Annotated in this window: 19 protein-coding genes; 8 read left to right on the top strand and 11 right to left on the bottom strand. The window is 70.2% G+C overall.

The window, feature by feature from the left end; all coding sequences use genetic code 11:
• The 6 genes from VIU94_RS14115 to VIU94_RS14140 form a co-directional block, all read right to left on the bottom strand.
• A partial coding sequence (locus VIU94_RS14115; RefSeq protein WP_331911302.1) for a TadA family conjugal transfer-associated ATPase occupies positions 1–1077 on the bottom strand: 1077 nt, incomplete at its 3' end.
• Positions 1078–1153: 76 nt separating this feature from the next.
• The gene (locus VIU94_RS14120; RefSeq protein ID WP_331911304.1) at positions 1154–1522 is read right to left on the bottom strand and encodes a TadE/TadG family type IV pilus assembly protein; all 369 of its coding nucleotides are present in this window, start codon (positions 1520–1522) and stop codon (positions 1154–1156) included.
• A 2-nt stretch (positions 1523–1524) separates the two neighbouring features.
• Positions 1525–1944: a TadE/TadG family type IV pilus assembly protein gene (locus VIU94_RS14125; protein WP_331911306.1), complete on the bottom strand. Its 420-nt coding sequence runs from the start codon at positions 1942–1944 to the stop codon at positions 1525–1527.
• A 46-nt stretch (positions 1945–1990) separates the two neighbouring features.
• Positions 1991–3247, bottom strand: coding sequence for a CpaE/TadZ family protein (locus VIU94_RS14130; protein WP_331911308.1), 1257 nt, complete (start codon positions 3245–3247; stop codon positions 1991–1993).
• A gap of 7 nt (positions 3248–3254) precedes the next feature.
• Positions 3255–3974, bottom strand: coding sequence for a Flp pilus assembly protein CpaB (cpaB, locus tag VIU94_RS14135; protein WP_331911310.1), 720 nt, complete (start codon positions 3972–3974; stop codon positions 3255–3257).
• Positions 3975–4180: 206 nt separating this feature from the next.
• The gene (locus VIU94_RS14140) at positions 4181–5041 is read right to left on the bottom strand and encodes a hypothetical protein (RefSeq protein ID WP_331911312.1); all 861 of its coding nucleotides are present in this window, start codon (positions 5039–5041) and stop codon (positions 4181–4183) included.
• A gap of 410 nt (positions 5042–5451) precedes the next feature.
• Between VIU94_RS14140 and VIU94_RS14145 the strand changes: the two genes are divergently transcribed.
• From VIU94_RS14145 to VIU94_RS14170, 6 genes are all read left to right on the top strand, one after another.
• Positions 5452–7050 carry a hypothetical protein gene (locus VIU94_RS14145; RefSeq protein WP_331911314.1) on the top strand — a complete coding sequence of 533 codons (1599 nt, stop codon included), beginning with the start codon at positions 5452–5454 and terminating at the stop codon, positions 7048–7050.
• A 28-nt stretch (positions 7051–7078) separates the two neighbouring features.
• Entirely contained in the window at positions 7079–7645 is a 567-nt protein-coding gene (locus VIU94_RS14150; RefSeq protein WP_331911316.1) for a hypothetical protein, read from the top strand.
• Between the two features lies 1 nt (position 7646).
• On the top strand, positions 7647–8069 hold the full coding sequence (locus VIU94_RS14155) for a DUF3592 domain-containing protein (RefSeq protein ID WP_331911318.1): 423 nt from the start codon (positions 7647–7649) through the stop codon (positions 8067–8069).
• 180 nt (positions 8070–8249) lie between these two features.
• Complete coding sequence (locus VIU94_RS14160) at positions 8250–8702, top strand: hypothetical protein (protein ID WP_331911320.1); 453 nt, start codon at positions 8250–8252, stop codon at positions 8700–8702.
• Between the two features lie 179 nt (positions 8703–8881).
• The gene (locus VIU94_RS14165; RefSeq protein ID WP_331911322.1) at positions 8882–10588 is read left to right on the top strand and encodes a chitinase; all 1707 of its coding nucleotides are present in this window, start codon (positions 8882–8884) and stop codon (positions 10586–10588) included.
• Positions 10589–10825: 237 nt separating this feature from the next.
• Complete coding sequence (locus VIU94_RS14170; RefSeq protein WP_331911324.1) at positions 10826–12166, top strand: M14 family metallopeptidase; 1341 nt, start codon at positions 10826–10828, stop codon at positions 12164–12166.
• Positions 12167–12209: 43 nt separating this feature from the next.
• Here VIU94_RS14170 and VIU94_RS14175 read toward each other — a convergent pair whose 3' ends face one another.
• From VIU94_RS14175 to VIU94_RS14185, 3 genes are read right to left on the bottom strand one after another with little or no spacing between them, the layout of a single operon-like run.
• On the bottom strand, positions 12210–12620 hold the full coding sequence (locus VIU94_RS14175) for a RidA family protein (protein ID WP_331911326.1): 411 nt from the start codon (positions 12618–12620) through the stop codon (positions 12210–12212).
• A complete protein-coding gene (locus VIU94_RS14180; RefSeq protein WP_331911328.1) occupies positions 12617–13381 on the bottom strand; it encodes an IclR family transcriptional regulator in 765 nt (254 codons plus the stop codon). The genes VIU94_RS14175 and VIU94_RS14180 overlap by 4 nt, the downstream gene beginning before the upstream one ends.
• Positions 13378–14463, bottom strand: coding sequence for a sugar kinase (locus VIU94_RS14185; RefSeq protein WP_414720949.1), 1086 nt, complete (start codon positions 14461–14463; stop codon positions 13378–13380). The genes VIU94_RS14180 and VIU94_RS14185 overlap by 4 nt, the downstream gene beginning before the upstream one ends.
• 177 nt (positions 14464–14640) lie before the next feature.
• Between VIU94_RS14185 and VIU94_RS14190 the strand changes: the two genes are divergently transcribed.
• Positions 14641–15921 carry an alanine racemase gene (locus VIU94_RS14190; RefSeq protein ID WP_331911332.1) on the top strand — a complete coding sequence of 427 codons (1281 nt, stop codon included), beginning with the start codon at positions 14641–14643 and terminating at the stop codon, positions 15919–15921.
• Between the two features lie 8 nt (positions 15922–15929).
• Positions 15930–17513, top strand: coding sequence for an N-acyl-D-amino-acid deacylase family protein (locus VIU94_RS14195; RefSeq protein WP_331911334.1), 1584 nt, complete (start codon positions 15930–15932; stop codon positions 17511–17513).
• Between the two features lie 111 nt (positions 17514–17624).
• Here VIU94_RS14195 and mptB read toward each other — a convergent pair whose 3' ends face one another.
• Positions 17625–19049 (bottom strand): polyprenol phosphomannose-dependent alpha 1,6 mannosyltransferase MptB, encoded by a 1425-nt coding sequence (mptB, locus tag VIU94_RS14200; protein ID WP_331911336.1) that lies wholly within the window; start codon positions 19047–19049, stop codon positions 17625–17627.
• 25 nt (positions 19050–19074) lie between these two features.
• On the bottom strand, positions 19075–21399 hold the full coding sequence (locus tag VIU94_RS14205; protein WP_414720948.1) for a bifunctional polysaccharide deacetylase/glycosyltransferase family 2 protein: 2325 nt from the start codon (positions 21397–21399) through the stop codon (positions 19075–19077).
• Positions 21400–21481: the final 82 nt, after the last annotated feature.

The raw sequence follows: 21481 nt of genomic DNA on the forward strand, positions 1-21481 counted from the left end.
CAGCTGGACGATGACGTCGAGGGCGCTGTTGATCTGGTCCTTGATCGCCACGAAGGGGATCTCGACCTCGGACATGGACGCCAGGGTCTGGAGTCGCATCAGCGCGTCCTCGGCGTTGTTCGCGTGGACGGTGGCGAGCGAACCGTCGTGACCGGTCGACATCGCCTGGAGCATGTCAAGCGTCTCACCGCCACGGACCTCACCGACGATGATGCGGTCGGGTCGCATACGCAGCGAGTTCTTGACCAGGTCGCGAATGGTGATCTGGCCCTTGCCCTCGACGTTCGGCGGGCGGGTCTCCAGGGTGATGACGTGGGTCTGCTGGAGCCGGAGCTCCGCGGAGTCCTCGATCGTGACGATGCGCTCGCCGTCGGGGATGAGACCGGAGAGGGCGTTGAGCAGGGTGGTCTTTCCGGTACCGGTGGCGCCGGACACGATCACGTTGAACTTGGCCCGCACCAGGCCGGAGAGCAGCACCATCATGTGCTCGTCCAGCGAGCCCAGGCCGATCATCTCCGCGAGCGTGAACGCGCGGGGGAATCGACGGATGGTGAGGATCGGGCCGGTCAGGGACAGCGGCGGGATGATGACGTTGACACGCTCGCCGGAGGGCAGACGGGCGTCGACCATCGGGTTCGCCTCGTCCACACGCCGGTTGACGGTGGACACGATGCGCTCGATGGTCTGCATGAGCTGCTCGTTCGACGAGAAGCGCATCGGCAGCAGTTCGAGCCGGCCGCTGCGCTCGACGAAAACCTGGTCGGGCCCGTTGACCATGATCTCGCTGACGGAGGCGTCTTCGAGCAGCGGTTCCAGGATGCCGAGGCCGAGGGCCTCGTCGACCACACGCCGGATGAGCTGAGAGCGCTCGGACGTGGAGAGGACCGGGCCCTCGCGGCTGATGATGTGCCCGAGGACCCGCTCCAGGCGGGCCCGGCGCTCGGCCGCGGCCAGCGAGGACATCTCCGCGAGGTCGATCTCCTGAAGGAGTTTGGCGCGGTAGACACCGACGAGGAGATCCCCCTCGTTCTGGCCGCTGTTCGGCTCAGGGCTGTTGATGCGTGCCCTCAAGCTCATGTCGTCAACTCCTGCGTGCTACTGGTTGCTTACTCTGTTCGGCGTGGTCCGTCCGCGGCACGGATTCCGGCGGCGGTCAGTCCCTCGGCATCGTGGCGCTCTTCTCGGCGTCGCCGAAGTCGATGCCGGGCACGACGGACGGCACCTTGACCTTGACGGTCACCGTGACTTCCTCGCCCCACCCGCTCTTGGTGATGCGCGCGCCGTTGTCGCGCTCCAGGAAGTCGGAGAGCGACTCCCTCGCGGCCCGCTCGTACCAGACGTCGGACCGCTGGTCGGTCTGCGCGCGCGCCGCGGCGCGCGCGGCGGTGCCGGCCTGCTGGGCGGCGAAGACGCCGAGACCGAGCTGGATCACGAGCAGGCCGACGAGGAGCAGGAGCGGGGTCCAGCTGACCAGCTCCAACCCCGCCTGGCCCCGGTCGCGGCGCTCTGCACGGAGGTTCATGATCAGTTCTCCCTCGTCGCCACGGCGTCGCCCTTGACCGGGATGTCCAGCTTCGGCCCACCCGGGAAGAGGATCGGGATCTCCAGCTCGACTTCGGCGCGGATCAGGTCTCCCTCGAGCGGATCCCGCCAGCAGTCGATTCGGGCGTCACGCCACTCTTCCGGCAGATCGTCCCGGCCGGCGATCTCACACGCCTTGTCCCGGCCGTTCATCCAGTTGAGGTTGCTCACCGTGGCCTCGCGCACCGCCTTGTCGGCCGCGTTGCCCGCCAGCGAGAAGGTGTAGCCGACCAGGGCGCACTGCCACAGAAGGACCAGCACCAACAGCATCAGCGGGAAGGTGCCGGCAAACTCGACGGAGGTCTGGCCCCGGTCGTCACGCGACCGGGCCGGCACTCCCGCCCGTATCTCTGGTGAACTCATGATTCAACGTTCCCCCTTGACTCCGTAGTGACGACTGACGAGTGACTTACGAGCGCGGCTTGCGCAGTCCGAAGGATCCGCGGTCCCCGCCCTTCGAACGGCCGCCCGCCCTCTCCGGCTGCTCTGCCTGCTTCACGATGTCCAGCTCACCCGCAAGGGCCCACATCGCCTGCTTCACGACCGCCCTCGCCTCCAGGTCCTGCATCCGGCCCGCGTCCACGGCCGACTGCAGCTCCTTGAAGTTGGACGGGATCGCGACGCCCGCGACCCTCGTCCCGGTGATCTTCTGGACGAGCGGAGGCTGGATCTCCGTGTTGCGGATGTAGCGGTTGACGACCGTGACGGTCTCCTCCGCCTTGCGGATCTGGAGCCGGTTCCAGAGGCCGACCATGCGCTTGGCGGCGCGCACCGTGATCACGTCCGGCGTCGTCACCAGGACGGAGGTGTCGGCCATCTCGATCGCGGCGGCGTTCGCGGTGTTCAGCACGGTGCCGCAGTCGATGACGACGATCTGGTACTTGTTCCGCAGGGCGCTGATGACCTGCCGTACGGAACGGTCGTTGACCTCCTCGGCCCGCTCACCGTCGGCGGGTGCGAGGAGCAGCGACACGTTCCCCGCCTTGTCGCCGGAGTAGATGACGTCTTGAAGGACGCGGGGGGTGATGTCCTGGATGCCGGCCAGGTCGACGATCGACCGGCGGTGCTGGACATCGAGGTACGAGGCGACGTCGCCCGCCTGGAGGTCCAGGTCGGCGAGCGCCGTGCTCATGCCCGACGCCTGGGCGGCCAGGGCGATCTGGACGGCGATCAGCGTGGTGCCGACGCCGCCCTTCGCGCCGCTGACGGTGACGACCCTGCCGCCGGGACCGCTGAGGACGTCCGCCCCCTGCCCCAGGTGGCGGCGGACGCCGACGGACCAGGCCGCCGCCGCCTGGACGCGCTGGGCCAGCTCCTCGTACGAGAGCGGCAGCGTGACCAGGCCGCGGGCGCCGGAGTCGGCGGCGGCCTGGTACAGCCCCTGGCTGGCGTCAGCGGTGACGAGGATGACGCCGACGGCCGGGAACCGCATGGCGACCTCACGGATCAGCTCCAGCGCGGGAACCGGACCGATCCGTTCATGCACCAGGACGACCTCGGGCAGCTCGTCGAGCGACTCGCCCGCCAGTTGGGCGAGGGTGTCGAGGAGCGAGGTCGAGTCACCGACGTGCGGGGCCGGCTCCGCGTCAGGGAGCTGGCTCAGCAGCGTGGTGATGGATCGGGCGGCGTCGGCGTCGCCGACGGCCGGGAGGATACGTGTGGTCATCCGGATGTCACCTGCTCGTGTCTTCCTGCAGCGTGTACCGGTCGTCACCGGGCCGCAGGGTGGTCGGGCTGCCCTTTGCGACGAGCGCGAGGCGGACGTTGACGGCGAAGGACTCGGCGAAGGCGACGCGCTGGGCGTCCTGCGTGTTCAGGGCGAACGTGATCGGCACGGCCTCGGCGGAACCGCCGCCGCGGTCGTCCTTCTTCGGCTCCAGGGCGGTCAGCTGACCGATGTCCAGCACCTTGGCGTTGGCCACGATGATGCGGGACTCGGACGGCTTGTCCTTGCCCAGGCCCTCGTCGTTGAAGGTGGCGAAGATGTTCACCAGGGAACCCTGGGTGATCTTGCCGGCGACACCGGTCGCCGCGTCGACCATGATTGCGATCTCCTGCTGACCGTTCTCCAGCGCCGGGCGCTGGACGATCATGTCCTCCTGCAGCAGCGAGCCGCGGCGAAGCTGGGTCACGGCCGTCTTGCTGTCGATGACGCTGATGTCCGTCACCGCGGTCGGGGAGAGCCACCGCTTGGGCATGGTGACCTTCTCGAACTGCGAGGCCTCCAGCTTGCCGTACGCGGCTATGTCGGTCTTCAGTCGATAAGCCGTGACTTCGGGCCCCACCTTGGAATTCACGTCACTGATCACCGACAGGACGCCGGCGAAGGCGGCGAAGGCGCACAGCACGGAGAGGAGCAGAAGAACGACGCCGCGGCGTTGGCGTGAATTCATGGGCGGGACAACCTCATTGGGAGACGGTTACGGGCAAGCGGATGGGCAGCGATGCGTGGTTCGGTGCTTGGTCGGTGCTTGTCGCATTGCTTGGGGCGGTGCTTCGAGCGGAACTGCGAGCCGGACTTCGAGCGGGTTCGATCCGTACCGCGGGAGCGGAACACACGCTTCTCACGGGGCACACCTTCGGCGTTCCTCGATGCCCCCTAAGCGTTCAGGACACCATGAGCGTGGTTTTGGTTCTCCGCCGATCCCAAAGGGGCCGCGCAGAACCCGCAGCGGTCGCCGATGAGTTCGAGGCCGCACCAGGTGCAGATCTCGCGCCGAACGGAGGAGACCAGCTGGTAGATGATGGAGATGTTCGGCAGGAACGCGGCGAATTCGATCAATTTCGACGTTCCCCACCATCCGGCGGAGTCCGGCGGCAGCGCCACCTCCTGCACCCCCTCGACACGCCAGGCGGGGGCCAGGGTACCCGTGACCCAGTCCGACTGGAGCTGACCCTTGGCGACCGCGAGCTGGGTGCCGAACTCAGGGCCGGCCAGATCCCCGGCGCCGGCGCCGATCTTGATCAGCTGGGGCGTCGGGTTGGCCAGGACCGCGAACTGCGAGCCGGGGACCCACGACTTGGCGTGCGTCTTGAGGCTGACGGGCACGCGGTCGAGGCGGGTCACCGAGTTCAGCAGTGCACCCGCGTAGATGTAATGCGAGAGCAGGCGGGCCGCCGAGGCGACGACGCCGGCGCTGAAGTCGCATATCGACAGCTGGCGCAGCTGACGGACCAGTACGGCCACGCCCAGCGGCGGCAGGTCGAGCTTCAGCAGGGCGATGCGGTCGCTCTCCAGCACCGCGCGGATGGTGTGCAGCCGTCGCTCGTGGGCGGCCGAGATCGACGCCGGGTACACCGCGACGACGTAGCCGTGCTGCTCGACCAGGACCTGCATGTCGGCCAACGCGGCCTCCAGCGGCTGCGCGTCCGGGTGCTGCAGAAGTGCGGCGGTCGGTGTTTGATGATCTTGTGGTGGCAGCACCAGCTCCGTACTGGTGACGGCAATGGCGGTCGGCACGCTGATTCCCCGTTCAGCTCCGGTCCACCGGGGTTCCGGTGGCCGCAGTTCCCTCATACTCCGTGCTCAAGTATCAGCACTTTATCCACCTCCTACGACACAGAGAACACCTATCGGGTTCCGAGCGGGCAACCATCACAAGGCCTCTACGGGTCAATTCGGGCAAAACGGCTGCTAGTTAACTCTTCTACCAAGTCTCCCTTCCGCCTCTGGGTCGGGCCCAACGCGTGAGGTGGGCCCGCATTGGGGTCCCAGGGCCCACGCCCGCACCCCGGCGTGATCCGTATTGTCGGCTTCCGTTCAGTGGAATCACCAGGAGGCCGCAGCCGTGCGGCAGCGTTCTGAAGGGGCGCGGTATGCGACAAGGAAGCCGAATACCGGCCAGATCCGGAATGTGGCGCGACACACATATGCCGCGCGACACATGGGGCCGTCCTGTCCACCCCGACCGGGACCCGCTGCGCCCTGACGGGTCGTTGCACAGCGAACCCGCATCCCGCTACGGCGATCGCGGCGCCACCGCGACCGACTACGTCGGCGTCACCATCGTCGTGGTCGCCATCGTCGCCGCCCTGCTCGGCACCGGCATGGACGGCAAGCTCGCCGACAAGTTCCGCTGTCTGCTGTCCTTCAGCGGCGGCCCCTGCGGCAGCGGCAAGGGCAGCGAGGCCTCCGCGCCCAAGACCGACGCCGACTACCAGCCGCCGCTCTGCCAGATCTCCGCCATCAGCGACAAGGCCGGCTCCAAGGCCAAGTTCCTGTTCTGGGAGTTCGGCAAGGAGTACGGCTTCCAGGAGCAGCACTACAAGGCGAACACGGACATCAACAAGGACGGCAAGGTCGACGACAACGACCGGATGGTCATGGTGACCTTCACGGACGCCGCGTCGATCGCCGCCAAGAAGGAGTTCAAGCCCGGCCTCAAGGTGGGCAAGGTCGGCGCCGACACGCTCGAGCTCGGCGCCGGCGTCAAGGTCACCAACGGCGACACCTGGGTCTTCGAGAGCGAGGACGAGGCCAAGCGCTTCCGCAAGGACATCGAGAAGCTCCAGATGTACGAGATGCGCCGCACGTCCCCCCACGGCGCCGAGGCCAGCATGGGCGACAGCCTCCTCTACCTCTTCGGCACGGGCCCGCTGAAGGAGGAGGAGGAGACCCGCAAGCGGATCGAGCGCGATCTCGGCAAGAACCGCAACATCACGTACGGCAAGCTCGGCGGCGAGCTCTCCGCCTCCGGCGGTCTCAAGATCTCGGCCGGTGACGACAAGAAGCTGAGCGCGACCCTCGGCGGCAACGCCAAGTTCTCGCCCGAGGTCACCTGGACCGACAACAACTACAAGGGCACGAAGGCCTACACGTACTCCATGGCCCTGGAGTACGGCACGAAGCTCGGCTACGAGGCGGGTCCGCTGAACGGCGAGCACTCGGCGTCGACGACTCAGACCGGCACCATGACGGTCACCAAGGACAAGGACACCGGAAAGATCATCCGGGTCGACATGACGCGCACCGTCGAAAAGGGCGGTACGAAGGACGGCGTCAAGGGCAAGGGCGACAACGGGAAGAAAGACGACGACAAGCGGGGCGGAAGCGCCGGCGTGAAGGGCTCCGACGCGGAGACCGGCATCGAGGTCATCACGAATTCGATCGTCATGCCGAAGGACGAGAAGGGCGATGCCGACCGCAAGATCGTCGAGGACTGGCTCGCCAACACCAACGGCGGCGGCACGGCCTGGGAGTACATGTTCAGCAACAACGCGCCCACGAAGCGCCCGGGCAACGACGACCCGTTCGGTCAGCTGATGTTCGACAAGGGAATGTCCAGCAAGACCAAGTACACCGGAAAGACCGACGCCGCGGAATACGGCTTCGATCTGAACCTCGGCCTGAGCCTCGGTTTCTCGGTCTCCACCGAGAGCAAGGAAGAAACGCTCAATGACGCCGAATTCCTGGGCGCACCCCAGGGCGACGGGCGGTCCTATGTCCCGTACAGCTACTGTGCGAACTGATCCGGACAATGGGAGCAGGAGTACGGACATGAACATCTTCCAGCGCACCACTGCCCTGGGTGTGGGCGTCATCGCCGCCCTCGCCCTGACCGGCTGCGGCTCGGGCGACGAGGTCAAGACGGCGGCGGTCCCCGAGGGCTGGTCCGAGCTGCGGACGAAGGGCGTGGACGTCGCCTACCCGCCCGCCTTCAAGGTCCAGAGCGACGCCGAGCGGAGCAAATACAACGCCGCCGCGGCGACGCTGACCGAGGGCAGCCGGACGGTCGGCACGATCACCGTCCAGCTGAACTTCACCACCGCGCGCTCGGCGGAGCAGGCGGCCATCGCCGCCGAGGCGGGCGTGCAGCTCGGCTCGAAGGTGGAGGGCACGAAGAAGGTCGACATCGCGGGCACCGACGACGCGCGGCGGATCGACTTCGAGTTCGCCGCCTCCGGCGACAAGGGCCAGCCGGTGCAGGGCGCCAAGGTGCACGGCACGATCGTCACGGGCCTGGACTCGAAGGACAAGACCTTCGCCATCCGCATCGACGCCCAGCAGGGCAAGCTCGCGGACGCCGACCTGGCGAAGATCATCGAATCGATCGAGGTCCACTGACATGGACGTCCCCGGCGGAAGCTACATCTTCTTCGGCCTCATGGCCGCGCTGTTCGGTGTGATCGCGGCGTCGTACCTGCGCCGTCTGCTCACCGTGCTGCGAACCCTCCGCCGGGGCGTCCGCACGACCGGCGAGTGCAGCCGGGTCACGTACCCGGACCGGGACTCCGACGCCAAGGACCACTACTTCACGTTCCGCACCGGCGACGGCCGCGAGGTGGAGTTCAAGGACCTGGCCAACTGGACCATGAGCAAGGGCACCCAGGTCACGGTCGCCTACGACCCGGCCGACCCGGAGCGCACGGCGACGATCGCGAGCCGGAGCAACTGGGCGCCGGTGCGACTGGGCCTGGTGGTGGTGACCGGCTGCGGCCTGGCCTGTCTCCTCTTCCTCACCCTGCTGTTCTACGAGATCACCGGCTGAACCAGCCACAGAACCACCGGCTGAAACAGGCACAGAACCCCCGGCTGAACCAGCCACAGAACCACCCCGCTGAAACAGCCACCGAATCACCGGCCGACCGCGGACCCCACTCCGCCGAAGCCACCCCCTCCCCTGCCCCCTACTCCCCCGTTCCCCCCACTCGGATCCCAGGGACTTTCCATGTCGCACTACCGCAACTACGGTTCTCCGGCCCAGGCCGACGCAGGACGACCGTTCTTCGCCCTGATGAAGGCGTGGGCGGCCGGCCTGGTCGTGCTGCTCCTCGCTTCTTACCTGCAGAGCGCGTACTTCTACGGCTCCTTCGCCACCGCCGAGAAGCTGGAGTCGTTCTCGAACGTGCTGTGGCTGATCCACCTGCCGAACGCGGTATGCATCGCGCTCACCGTGTGGGTGTCCGCCCGCGTCCACGCCGAGCCCCACCGGGACTCGACCGTGCAGCACATGAGCGCGGCGTTCGCGGTGCCCGTCGCGGGGCAGATCGTGGCGTTCGCGCTGAGCGCGGGGCTGCCGTGGCGGAACCTCGGGGTGGTGAGCGTGCTGATGTCGGTCGCCGTGCTGGTGGTCGGCTGCGTGGCCGGGTACGCAGCGGAGCGGCTGCGCGAACAGGACTGACCCGGTACGGATTCGCCGGAGGGCCCCCGCAGATGCGGGGGCCCTCGGCGTTTTTCGGACCCTGCCCCGGACGCCACAGGTCTTGACAACTCAATTGGTCTGGACCAGATTGCAGCACCAGCGGTGGCCACCGTTCCGTACGACCTCCACACCCCCAACTCCCCCACCGGAGGCAGCAAGTGGACCGCACCACACGCTCGCGCGGGCGCAGCTGGCTGGGCGCCTCGCTGGCGCTCGCCGTCGGGTCCGGACTCGTCCTCGTCGGCGGCGCCGGCACGGCCCAGGCGGCCGATGTCAACGTCGCCAAGAACGCCGGCTTCGAGTCCGGACTGACAGATTGGAGCTGCTCCGCCGGATCCGGCGCCGCCGTCTCCTCGCCCGTCCGCACCGGGGCCGGCGCGCTCAGGGCCACCCCCGCCGGCATGGACAACGCCAAGTGCGTGCAGACCGTGACCGTGAAGCCCAACTCGACGTACACGCTGAGCGCGTGGGTGCAGGGCGGGTACGCGTACCTCGGCGCGACCGGCACCGGGACCACCGACGTCTCGACCTGGACGCCCGACTCCGCGTCCTGGAAGCAGCTGACCACTGCCTTCACCACGGGCGCGTCCACCACCTCGGTGCAGGTCTACACGCACGGCTGGTACGGCACGGCCGCCTACAGCGTCGACGACGTGAGCGTCTTCGGCCCGGACGGGGGCGGCGGCACCGACCCCGACCCGGTCGTCCCGCCCACCCCGGCCGGCCTGACAGCCGGCACGGTCACCACCTCGTCCATCGCCCTGAGCTGGAACGCGGCCTCCGGCGCCACCGGCTACAAGGTCTACCGCAACGGCGCCCTCGCGCAGACGACATCCGGCGCCTCGGCGACCGTGACCGGCCTCGCAGCCGACACGGCGTACCAGTTCCAGGTCTCCGCCACGAACACGGCGGGTGAGTCCGCGAAGTCCACGGCCGTCACGGCCCGGACCGCCAAGGCCACCGACCCGGGCCCCGGACCGGCCGTGCCCAAGCACGCACTCACCGGTTACTGGCAGAACTTCAACAACGGCGCGACCGTGCAGAAGCTGCGGGACGTGCAGGCGCAGTACGACATCATCGCCGTCTCCTTCGCCGACTCCACCGCCACGCCCGGCCAGATCACCTTCAACCTGGACCCGGCCGTCGGCTACGCCTCGGTCGCCGACTTCAAGGCGGACATCGCGGCCAAGAAGGCGGCCGGCAAGTCGGTGATCGTCTCGGTCGGCGGCGAGAAGGGGAACGTCACCGTCAACAGCGACGCCTCCGCGACCGCCTTCGCCGACAGCGCGTACGCCCTGATGCAGGAGTACGGCTTCAGCGGCGTCGACATCGACCTGGAGCACGGCATCAACGCGACGTACCTGACGAAGGCGCTGCGCCAGCTCTCCGCCAAGGCGGGCTCGTCACTCGTCCTCACCATGGCCCCGCAGACCATCGACATGCAGAACACCGGGACCGAGTACTTCAAGACGGCGCTCGCCGTGAAGGACATCCTCACGGTGGTCAACATGCAGTACTACAACAGCGGTTCGATGCTGGGCTGCGACGGCAAGGTGTACAGCCAGGGCTCGGTGGACTTCCTCACCGCACTCGCCTGCATCCAGCTCCAGGGCGGCCTGGACGCCTCCCAGGTCGGCCTCGGCGTGCCCGCCTCGACGCGGGGCGCGGGCAGCGGCTACGTCGACCCGCAGATCGTGAAGAACGCGCTGGACTGCCTGGCCCGGGGCGCCAACTGCGGCAGCTTCAAGCCGTCGCAGACGTACCCGAATCTGCGCGGCGCGATGACCTGGTCGACGAACTGGGACGCGACGGCCGGCAACGCCTGGTCCAACGCGGTCGGCCCGCACGTCCACAACCTGCCGTGACCCGGCGTCAGCAGCACCCCGTCGCGCCCCGGCGCGCACACCACCCGTAAGGACCGCAGCGCCGCCGCTCCCCCGGCGGCGCTGCCGTGTTTGACTCGTCATGCCCGAATAACGTCTTGACCAGAACATGTCACCCATCGACGATGTGTCGACGCGGTGCCCGAACGACGAAGCACCCGAACACACCCGCACAGCTTGCTTGTCGCACACCCCCACACTCCCCACCCAGGAGACAGCATGCGACTTCGAACCCGCGGAAGAAGGACCGCCACCCTCGCGGCCCTCATGGCGCTCGCCCTCGCGGCGCCGCTCTCCGCAGGCGCGTACCAGGCCGGCGCCGACGCCGAGCCGACCGCCGCCACCGAGGAAGTCATCCGCCAGTACGAGATCCACGGCCCGTCCACGGCCGCCGAGCGCACCGCGCTCGCCGCGACCGGCGTCTCGATCGACGAGGCCGACGACCACTCGGTCGTCGTCAGCGCCAACGCCGCCCAGCTGCGCAAGCTGCGCGCCCTCGGCCACAAGCCGCAGGCCCTGCCCGCGCCGCCGGACCGCTCGATCGCCGGCAAGGCCGTCAAGCCGCTCGACTTCCCCTCCGCGGACGCGAAGTACCACAACTACGCGGAGATGAACGCGGAGATCGACCAGCGCCTCGCCCAGTACCCGAACATCATGAACAAGCGGGTCATCGGCAAGACGTACCAAGGTCGGGACATCGTCGCCATCAAGATCAGCGACAACGTGGGCACAGACGAGGCCGAGCCCGAGGTGCTCTTCACCCACCACCAGCACGCCCGCGAGCACCTCACCGTCGAGATGGCGCTCTACCTGCTGCGCGAACTCGGCGCGGGCTACGGCTCCGACTCCCGGATCACCAACGTGGTGAACAACCGCGAGCTCTGGATCGTGCCGGACCTCAACCCCGACGGCGGCGAGTACGACATCGCCTCGGGCTCCTACCGCAGCTGGCGCAAGAACCGGCAGCCCAACACGGGTTCGTCGTACGTCGGCACGGACATGAACCGCAACTGGAACTACAAGTGGGGCTGCTGCGGCGGCTCCTCCGGCTCCTTCAGCTCGGAGACGTACCGCGGCAAGGCCCCCGAGTCGGCGCCCGAGGTGAAGGTGATCGCCGACTTCGTCCGCTCCCGGGTGGTCGGCGGCAAGCAGCAGATCAAGACCGGCATCGACTTCCACACGTACAGCGAGCTGGTCCTCTGGCCGTTCGGCTACACCAACTCGGACACCGCCCCCGGCATGACCCAGGACGACCGCAACGCCTTCGCCGCGGTCGGCCAGAAGATGGCCGCGAGCAACGGCTACACCCCCGAGCAGTCCAGCGACCTGTACATCACGGACGGCTCGATCGACGACTATCTGTGGGGCGCGCAGAAGATCTTCGCCTACACCTTCGAGATGTACCCGACGTCCTCGTGGAACGGCGGCTTCTACCCGCCCGACGAGGTGATCGAGCGCGAGACCAGCCGCAACAAGGACGCCGTCCTGCAACTCCTGGAGAACTCGGACTGCATGTACCGCTCCATCGGCAAGGAGGCGCAGTACTGCACCGGTAGCTGACACGACGCAGGGGCGCCCCGGCAAAGCCGGGGCGCCCGCACGTTCAGCCGAGCACCGCGAGCGCGTCGATCTCGATGAGCAGGCCCTTCGGGAGCCCGACGTAGACCGTCGTACGAGCGGCGGCGGGCGCCTTGAGGCCCTGCTCCTCGAAGTAGGCGTTGTAGATCTCGTTCATCTCGGCGAAGTGGTCGACGTCCGTGAGGTAGACGCGCATCATCATCACGTCGTCCCAGCTCGCGCCGCCCGCCTCCAGGACCGCCTTGACGTTGGCGAAGGTCTGCAGGGTCTGCTCGCGCAGCGTCGGGCCGGCGGGCGTCGGCGGCTGCCCCTCGACGGCGGGCAGGAAGCCGACCTGGCCGGCGACCTGGAGGATGTCGCCCTTCTTCACGCCGTGCGAGAACTTCGCGGGCGGGGCGGTGTGGGTGGCGGGGGTGATCGCGATCTTCTCGGTCATGCGGTGGCTTCCTTCGGAGGGGTGGCGCCGGAGTACTCCCGGCTGATGGCGTCGGCGGTGCGGCGCACCAGCGGGAGGAGGCTGAGGAGTTCCTCGGCGGTGACGACCACGTTCGGCGCGGAGACCGACATGGCCGCGACGACCCGCCCGTCCGCGCCGCGGATGGGCGCGCCGACGCAGTTGATGGACTCCTCGTGGCCGCCGAGGTCGGTGGCCCAGCCCTGCTCGCGCACGGTCGCCAGCTCCTTGAGGAAGGCGGCGGCGTTCGGGGTCGAACGGGGCGTGTACATGGGGTAGTCGAGCTTGGCGGCAAGGGCGCGCCGCTCGGGCTCGGGCAGGTCGGCGAGGAGCAGTTTGGCCACAGCGGCGACGGTGATCGCGACGGGCTTGCCGATCCGCGAGTACATGCGGACGGGGTAGCGGCTCTCGACCTTGTCGATGTAGAGGACCTCGCCCTCCTCGTACACCGCGAGATGGACGGTGTGCCCGATCTGCTCGTTGAGCGCGGTGATGTGGGGGTGGGCGATCTCGCGGATGTCGAGGTTCTCGACGGCCTCCTGCGCCAGTGCGAACAGCCGGGCGCCCAGCCGGTAGCGCTGATCCTCCTGCCGGTACACCAGCCCGTGCTCATGGAGCGTGCGCAGCAGCCGCAGGGCGGTCGACTTGTGGACGCCGAGCCGCTCGGCGACCTGTCCGAGGTCGGCGGGGCCCTGCGCGAGCAGCGGCAGGATGCTCAGCGCGCGGTCGACGGTCTGGCTCATGGCGTGCGTACCTCCTGGTCGTCCCCCGTCCACCCGGGGCCGAGACGAAGTCTCCCCCAGGCGTCGTCCGACAGGGCGACGAGCCGGTCGGCGTGTGCGATCCAGGAGGTGCGCGGCGAAGCCGCTCCGTGAGGGGTGGTGGCCGGGCGACGGGTGGGAGGCGCGCCGAGGTCGCCGGGGACGGTGAGGGCGGCGGCGGCCATGAGATGCCCGTGCCGCAGCCGCTCCTTCACCCCGAGCCCGCGGAGGGTCGCCGACAGAAACCCGGCGGCGAACGCGTCGCCCGCGCCGACGGGGGCGACGACGTGGACGGCGGGGGCGAGGACGGCGGTGCGGGTGTCGGGGGCGGGGGCGTCGGCGGGGGCGTCGGCGGGGGCGTCGGCCGGGGTGGGGAATGAAGCCGCGCAGCGCGCGAATGCCACCGCGCCCTCCCCGCCCCGCTTCACCACCACCACCGACGGCTCGGGCAGCGCCTCCCGGATCGCGTCCGCACCCACCACCCCCCACGCCTCCTCCGCCTCGTCCTCCCCCACGAACACCACGTCCGCACCGCGCGCGAGGTCCATCAGCACCTCGGGCCCACGGCCGTCGCGCCACAGCCCCGCGCGGAAGTTCACGTCGAAGGAGACCAACGGCCGCCCCTCCCGCGGCGCGGTGACCGTCCGCACCAGCGCAAGGCAGTCCTCGGACAGCGCCGCAGTGATCCCGGAGACATGAAGCACCCGCCCCCCGCCCACCGCCTCCCACCCCACCGTCGCCGGCGACATCGCCGAGGCGGCCGAGCCGGCGCGGTAGTAGACGACCTCGTGGGCATCGGTCGCCCGATCCGTCGCCGTGCGGAAGTAGACGCCGGTCGGCCGCAGCGGGTCGCGGGCGACCGCCGAGGTGTCGACGCCGTACGCGGCGATCGCCTCGACGAGATGGTCGCCGAAGCCGTCCGTGCCGACCCGGCCGACCCACTTGGCCCGGTGGCCGGCGGCGGCCAGCGCGCAGGCGACGTTCGACTCGGCGCCGCCGATGGTGCGGGCGAAGGTGGGCACGTCGGCGAGGCGCCCGGGCCGGGAGGGCACGAAGGTGACCATGGACTCGCCCAGGCAGACGACATCCACGCCCTCACCTGCGTTACTGGTCACCCTCGGGGCTCCTCGTCCGTCAATGCGGGTCCATTGACCCGGCGTTGGCCCGGATGTTAGACAGCCTTGAGCGATATATGCAATGGTCGTTGCACATAATGCAACGCATTCGATGGAGGAGGCACCATGCCCGCCGACCGCCCGGCCGACCGGCTCCGCGACGAGCGCGTCGACCACCGCTTCAAGGCCCTCCCGCCGGACGCCGAGGGCCTGACCGTCGGCGAACTGGCCGCCGAGCGCCGCAACCTGTTCACCGGCGGGTTCACCACCCCCGTCCTCGCCCTCTCCGCCGAGCGCCTGGAGCACAACCTCCGCCTCCTGGAGGAGTACACGCGCCGCCACGACCTCGCCTTCGCCCCGCACGGCAAGACCTCGATGTCCCCGCAGCTCTTCGACCGGCAGCTGGACCACGGCGCGTGGGGCATCACCGCCGCCGTCCCGCACCAGGCGCGGGTCTACCGGGCGTACGGGATCCGGCGGATCTTCCTCGCCAACGAGCTGGTCGACGCCGCCGCGCTGCGCTGGCTCGCCCGCGAGCTCGCCGGCGACCCCGAGCTCCGCTTCATCTGCTACGTCGACTCCGTGCGCGGAGTCGGGCTGATGGACGAGGCGCTGCGCGCTGCCGACGCGACCCGCCCTGTCGACGTCGTCATCGAACTCGGCGCCGGCGACGGGGCCCGCACCGGTGCCCGTACCGAGGCCGACTGCACCGCCGTCGCCGACGCGGTAGCCGCTGTCGACACCCTGCGCCTGGTCGGCGTGGCCGGCTACGAGGGCGAAGTCCCCGAGGCCACGGCCGACCGCGTACGCACCTGGCTGAACCGCCTGACCTCACTGGCCGCAGACTTCGACAAGGCGGGCCGATTCACAGACGCCGACGAAATCGTCATCAGCGCAGGCGGCAGCGCATGGTTCGACGTAGTGGCCGACACCTTCGCCACTGTCCCCCAACTCTCCCTCCCCACCCTCAAGCTGCTCCGCTCCGGCGCGTACGTCTCGCACGACGACGGCCAGTACCGTCGCCTCACCCCGTTCAACCGGATCCCCGACGAAGGCGCCCTCCAGCCCGCCTTCCGCCTCTGGTCCCAGGTCGTCTCCCGCCCCACCCCCGAGCAGGCGTTCACCAACGCGGGCAAGCGGGACGCCGCGTACGACCTCGACCTCCCGGAGGCCCAGGCGGTCCGCGACGCCCGCACCGGCGAGGTCCGCGAGGCCGCCGGCATCACCGTCACCGGCCTGTCCGACCAACACGCCTGGCTCCGCACAGAAACCCACGCCGACCTGAACGTGGGCGACTGGCTCGGCATGGGCCTCTCCCACCCCTGCACCAGCTTCGACAAATGGCAGCTGATCCCCGTGGTCGAAGCGGACGGCACGGTCGTCGACTTCGTCCGCACGTTCTTCTAGGAGAGGCCGTGAACGAGCTCGTCATCCGTGACGCAGACGTCATCGACGGCACGGGAACGCCCTCCTACCGCGCCGACGTCGCCGTCCGGGACGGCCGCATCGTCTCGATCGTCAAGGAAGCCGCCGCCGCGGGCTGCCAGCGCCCCACCGGCACCCGCGTCCTCGACGCCGAGGGCCTGGCCCTCTCCCCCGGCTTCATCGACATGCACGCCCACAGCGACCTCGCGCTGCTCCGCGACCCGGACCACAGCGCCAAGGCCGCGCAGGGCGTCACCCTCGAAGTGCTCGGCCAGGACGGCCTGTCGTACGCCCCCGTCGACGATCGCACCCTCGCCGAGGTCCGCCGAGCGATCACCGGCTGGAACGGCGACGGTTCGGACCTCGACTTCGACTGGCGCACGGTCGGCGAGTACCTGGACCGCCTGGACCGGGGCATCGCGGTCAACGCCGCGTACCTCGTCCCGCAGGGCACCGTCCGCATGCACGTGGTCGGCTGGGACGACCGCCCCGCCACCGAGGCCGAGCTGAACCGGATGCGCCGACTCGTCGCAGAGGGCATGGAGCAGGGCGCGGTAGGCATGTCCTCCGGCCTCACGTACACCCCCGGGATGTACGCCGAGAACGCCGAACTCACCGAACTCTGCCGGGTCGTGGCCGCGTACAACGGCTACTACTGCCCGCACCACCGCTCGTACGGGGCGGGCGCCCTGGAGGCGTACCAGGAGATGGTCGCCCTCACCCGCGAGGCCGGCTGCGCGCTCCATCTCGCGCACGCCACGATGAACTTCGGCGTGAACAAGGGCCGCGCGCCGGAGCTGCTCACCCTCCTGGACGAGGCGCTCGACGCCGGCTCGGACATCAGCCTCGACACGTACCCGTACACCCCGGGAAGTACGACGCTGGTCGCGATGCTGCCCAGCTGGGCGAGCGAAGGCGGCCCGGAAGCGGCCCTGACGCGCCTCCGGGACGACGCGACGGCGGAAAGGATCCGCCATCACCTGGAGGAGATCGGCTCGGACGGGAACCACAGGGTCCCGATGGACTGGAACACCATCGAGATCTCCGGGGTGACGGACCCGGGCCTGGCCGCGCACGTCGGCCGCCGGCTGGACGGCTGGGAGACGGCGCGCCGGCTGCTGGTCGAGGACCGGCTCGGCTCGACGATCCTGCACCACGTCGGGCACGAGGAGAACGTCCGGGCGATCATGCGGCACCGGGTGCACACGGGCGGCTCGGACGGCATCCTGCAGGGCTACAGGCCCCACCCGCGGGCGTACGGCACTTTCCCCGAGTACCTGGGAAAGTACGCCCGAGACGAAGGCGTCCTCACCCTCGAGGAATGCGTGGCCCACCTCACCTCCCGCCCAGCAGCCCGCCTCCGTCTCCCGGACCGCGGCCTGGTCAAGGAGGGCTACACGGCAGACCTGGTCCTCTTCGACCCGAACACGGTCGCGGCAGGCTCGACGTACGAGACCCCCCGCACCCTCCCGGTAGGCATCCCCCACGTCCTGATCGCCGGCCGCTTCGTGATCGAGGACGGCAAGAGAACGAACGCCCTGGCAGGCCGCGCAATCCGCCGCACGGCGGGATAGCCGAACACGCGCGGGAGCGGGGGACGTGGAGGGGGTGGTGTCCGGGACGTAGAGCGTGATTTGTGGCGCACGAGAGACGTCGCCTTTCGAAGGGCCCGCACGCGCCGTACATCATGCAGTCCCGGACACCGCCCCCGGAACGGCCCCCGCGGCACCGGACTCACGGCCCGCGTCCCACGGATCGCGCCGGAGCCACCACACGCCCGCCGCCAGCACGCACCCCGCCAGGACGAAGCCGTACGCCGGGGTATGGCCCGACGGCTGGGTCTCGTACACGAGCGCCGCCGACAACACCGCCAGTACCTGGCCGAGTCTCGTACGCCACGCGCCCGCCGCCGCAACCACGGCCGTCCCCCACAGCAGGTACCACGGCTGGACCATCGGGGACAGGGCCACCAGGGCGACCAGGGCCAGGCCGAGCCCGTACAGCGGGTCGATCCGCCCGCGCCAGGCGCGCCACGCCAAGGCCCCGATGAGCGCCACCGCCACCACCAGCCCCACCGTCTGCACCGCGCCCTTCAGCGGCTCCGCCTCGCCCGTGACCAGCAGCCCGAGCCCCAGCCCGACATCACTCGTCACCGACAGCGCCGTGTGGATGGCCGCGGCCACGCCCTGCGTCCGCAGCCACCCGAAGCCCGTTCCCGCCGCCACCGTCGCCCCGGCGGCCACCGCCGCCGCGACCAGCCCCGGCCCGACGACCCACGGCACGCCCCGGCGCCGCGCGACCAGCACGCCCACGAACAGCAGCGCCACCGCCGCCGGCGACTTGACCATCATCGCGAGGCCGACGAGCACGCTCCCCAGCACCCACCGCCCGCGCACCGCGAGCAGCACCCCGCCCAGCATGAGCCCGATCATCAGCCCGTCGTTGTGCATGCCGCCCACGACGTGGATCAACAGCAGCGGGTTGAGGACGGCCAGCCACAACGCGCCCGCACGGTCCTCGGCGAGCCCACGCACCGCCCACACGATCAACCCCAGCGCGACCAGCGCGATCAGCCGCATCCCGATCACCGCCGGAACGAGCTCCCCGCCGGTCACCTTCACGACCGCCTGTGCGAGGACCAGAAAGACGGGCCCGTACGGCGCTGGCGTGTCGGTCCAGTGCCCGCCGACGCTGGCGGCCGCGTCCGCGCCGAGGTCGTCGGGGCCGAGCACGGATGGCCCGGCCGCGTACACGTCGTGCCCCTCAAGCACCATCGCCCCCTGGGCGATGTAGCTGTAGACATCCGCGCTGTACAGCGGCGGCGCGAGCACCAGTGGCGCGACCCACCACCCCAGGGTGACCAGCACCCGGTCCGGCACACCGCCGCCCCGCGCGAGCAGCACCCCGTACCGCCACCACGCCGCGACCAGCACCGTCAGCCCGATGTACGCGAGGACGGCCGCGACCACAGTCAGCGACGCCCCCCGCGGCGCCCAGAGTCCCCACGGCTCACGGACCGGCAGCGTCCCCGCCGCCCACCCGCCCGCCGCGACGGCGAGCGACCCGGCCGCGCCCAGCCACCGGCAGCCGGAGGCACTCAGCATCCGCATGGAAACACCCACATGGGGGGTCAACCTATCCGGCGGCCCGCTCCAGCGTCTCCGCGGCCGTGCCCGTCCGCTGCATCCGGTGCCAGCGCAGCCGGCTGCCGAGCAGCGCGGTGACGACGGACTGGACGACGACCAGGTACATCAGCTGGCGGTACAGGAAGATCTGCAGCGGCAGCGTCCACAGCGGCTCGAACCGCTCCTTGTCGAGCCGCAGCGCGTACACGGCGGTCGCCACCTGCACCGCCGTGAAGCCGACCCACACCCCGGCCGCCTGCCCCGCGTCCTGGAACAGCAGCCCGTACACGGCGAAGACGTCGACGAGCGGCGCGAGCAGCGGCAGGACGGTCTGGAACAGCAACAAATACGTCAGTCCACGGCGGCCGAGCTTCCCGGACTGGCCGCGTTCGACGACGGCCCGCCGGTGCTTCCACATGGCCTGGAGGGTGCCGTAGCACCACCGGTACCGCTGCTTCCACAGCTGCTTGACCGTGGACGGCGCCTCGGTCCAGGCGATCGCCGACTCCTCGTACACGACCCGCCAGCCGGCCCGGCACAGCGCCATGGTCAGGTCGGTGTCCTCGGCGAGGGTGTCCTCGCTGACCCCGCCGACGCCGACCAGGGCCTCGCGCCGGAACGCGCCGATCGCACCGGGCACGGTCGGCATGCACTCCAGGACGTCGTACATGCGGCGGTCGAGGTTGAAGCCGATGACGTACTCGAGGTGCTGCCAGCGGCCGAGGACGCCGGTCCGGTTGCCGACCTTCGTGTTGCCGCTGACCGCGCCGACGCGCGGGTCGGCGAGCGGCTGGATCAGCTTGCGGACGGCGTCGGGCTCGAAGACCGTGTCGCCGTCGATCATCACGATGATGTCGAAGTGGGCCCAGGCGAGTCCGGTGTTGAGCGCGGCGGCCTTTCCGGCGTTCGGCTGCCGTACGACCATCACCCGCGGGTCCTCGATCGACTCGGCGATCTCGAAGGTCCGGTCGCTGGAGCCGTCGTCGACGACGACGATCTGGACGTACTCGTGGGTGGAGGCGAGCAGGGAGCGGATCGTCCCCTCGATGCCCGCCTCCTCGTTGTACGCGGGCACGATCACCGATACCGGATCGGTGACGGGCGGCAGCCGGGGCGCGCCGCGGCGCCGCCGGGCGCGGACCCGGCGGACGTGCAGCCGGGCGACGCCGAACAGCATGACGAGCCGTACGGCGGTGATGAGGCCGGCCAGCGCCATCAGCCAGGTCATCGCGTCGGCGAAGCCGCGCGAGAACGTCTGGGCGAGGACGAACGCGGCGCCCTTCCACTCGGCGGCGGTGGACACGGTGTAGGTGGTGTCGGAGAGGCCGAGAGCGATGCCGACGGTCGTGTACTCGGTGCTGCCGCCCTGGGCGAGGAGCCGCTCGGTCTGCCGCACGGCCTCGGGCGATCCGCTGAACTGCCGAACGGAGTCGTCGGCGGCCACGAGGAGGTAGCCGGACTCGGCGGCGCGTCGGCCGGCCTGCCACTGGGCGTCGCAGAGGGCCGCGACGTCGCCGGTGTGCGGCGGGCGCAGCAGCCGGGTGCCGATGCCGGCGGTGCCGGCGAGGGCGTTCTGCGTGAGGGAGAGCTCCAGGCCGGCGCGGGTGTCGGAGACCTGGGCGAGGTCGGCGTCGGTGTAGGTGTGCGAGCCGATCTCGTGGCCCTCGGCGACGATCCGCCGGACCAGTTCGGGATGGGCGGCGGCGTCGCTGCCGGTGACGAAGAAGGTGGCCTTGGCGCCCTCGGCCTTGAGGACGTCGAGCAGGCGCGGTGTCCAGTCGGGGCTGGGGCCGCCGTCGTAGGTGAGGGCGACGGCGCCGGAGCGGGGCGCGGCGCTGTGGGTGCCGGTGGGGTCCACGCGGACGACGGGGCCGCCGTCGCGGATCTCGTCGGGCGCGGCGGGGCAGGCGCCGGCCGGTTCGGGGGCGGCGGTGGGGGCGATCTCGTGCCGGCCGTAGCCCGCGAAGGTGAGCGCCGTGGCGGCGACGACGAGGGTGAGGAGCAGGACGAGCCAGTGGGCGCGGGGGTCGCGCCGGAGTGCGTGGCGTTTGCCGCGGGGCTCCTGGGCCGAGGCGAGCGGCTCGGTGCGGGGTCGGCGCGCGGGGGGCTCCTGAGCCGGCGGGGGTACGGACGCGGTGACCGACTCGTCGGCGGCGTACGGCTCGGGGTGCGGCTGCTGCGGGTGCGGGTACGGGCCGTACTGCTCGGCGTACGACTGCTGCCGGTGACCGTCCTGGCTCGGCTGCTGCCCGTACGGGTCCTCGTACGGCTGCTGCCCGTACGGGTCCTGGTACGGCTGCTGCTGCGGCCCCCACGGGCCCGGCGGGTGGCTCACTTCGGTCGCTTCGTCGCGCCCGGGGCCTCGTCGGCCTTGCCGGGTCCCTCGCCGGTGCCGCCGCCGGAACCGCTGCCGGACG

It is taken from the genome of Streptomyces sp., assembly GCF_036566765.1.
Lineage (GTDB): Bacteria > Actinomycetota > Actinomycetes > Streptomycetales > Streptomycetaceae > Streptomyces.

What these genes read in the sequence shown, in the direction of transcription:
- VIU94_RS14120 (WP_331911304.1), bottom strand. Translation starts at nt 1,522, where the DNA reads ATGAACCTCCGTGCAGAGCGCCGCGACCGGGGCCAGGCGGGGTTGGAG.
- VIU94_RS14125 (WP_331911306.1), bottom strand. Translation starts at nt 1,944, where the DNA reads ATGAGTTCACCAGAGATACGGGCGGGAGTGCCGGCCCGGTCGCGTGAC.
- VIU94_RS14130 (WP_331911308.1), bottom strand. Translation starts at nt 3,247, where the DNA reads ATGACCACACGTATCCTCCCGGCCGTCGGCGACGCCGACGCCGCCCGA.
- cpaB (WP_331911310.1), bottom strand. Translation starts at nt 3,974, where the DNA reads ATGAATTCACGCCAACGCCGCGGCGTCGTTCTTCTGCTCCTCTCCGTG.
- VIU94_RS14145 (WP_331911314.1), top strand. Translation starts at nt 5,452, where the DNA reads ATGCCGCGCGACACATGGGGCCGTCCTGTCCACCCCGACCGGGACCCG.
- VIU94_RS14150 (WP_331911316.1), top strand. Translation starts at nt 7,079, where the DNA reads ATGAACATCTTCCAGCGCACCACTGCCCTGGGTGTGGGCGTCATCGCC.
- VIU94_RS14155 (WP_331911318.1), top strand. Translation starts at nt 7,647, where the DNA reads ATGGACGTCCCCGGCGGAAGCTACATCTTCTTCGGCCTCATGGCCGCG.
- VIU94_RS14160 (WP_331911320.1), top strand. Translation starts at nt 8,250, where the DNA reads ATGTCGCACTACCGCAACTACGGTTCTCCGGCCCAGGCCGACGCAGGA.
- VIU94_RS14170 (WP_331911324.1), top strand. Translation starts at nt 10,826, where the DNA reads ATGCGACTTCGAACCCGCGGAAGAAGGACCGCCACCCTCGCGGCCCTC.
- VIU94_RS14175 (WP_331911326.1), bottom strand. Translation starts at nt 12,620, where the DNA reads ATGACCGAGAAGATCGCGATCACCCCCGCCACCCACACCGCCCCGCCC.
- VIU94_RS14180 (WP_331911328.1), bottom strand. Translation starts at nt 13,381, where the DNA reads ATGAGCCAGACCGTCGACCGCGCGCTGAGCATCCTGCCGCTGCTCGCG.
- VIU94_RS14185 (WP_414720949.1), bottom strand. Translation starts at nt 14,463, where the DNA reads ATGGTCACCTTCGTGCCCTCCCGGCCCGGGCGCCTCGCCGACGTGCCC.
- VIU94_RS14190 (WP_331911332.1), top strand. Translation starts at nt 14,641, where the DNA reads ATGCCCGCCGACCGCCCGGCCGACCGGCTCCGCGACGAGCGCGTCGAC.
- mptB (WP_331911336.1), bottom strand. Translation starts at nt 19,049, where the DNA reads ATGCGGATGCTGAGTGCCTCCGGCTGCCGGTGGCTGGGCGCGGCCGGG.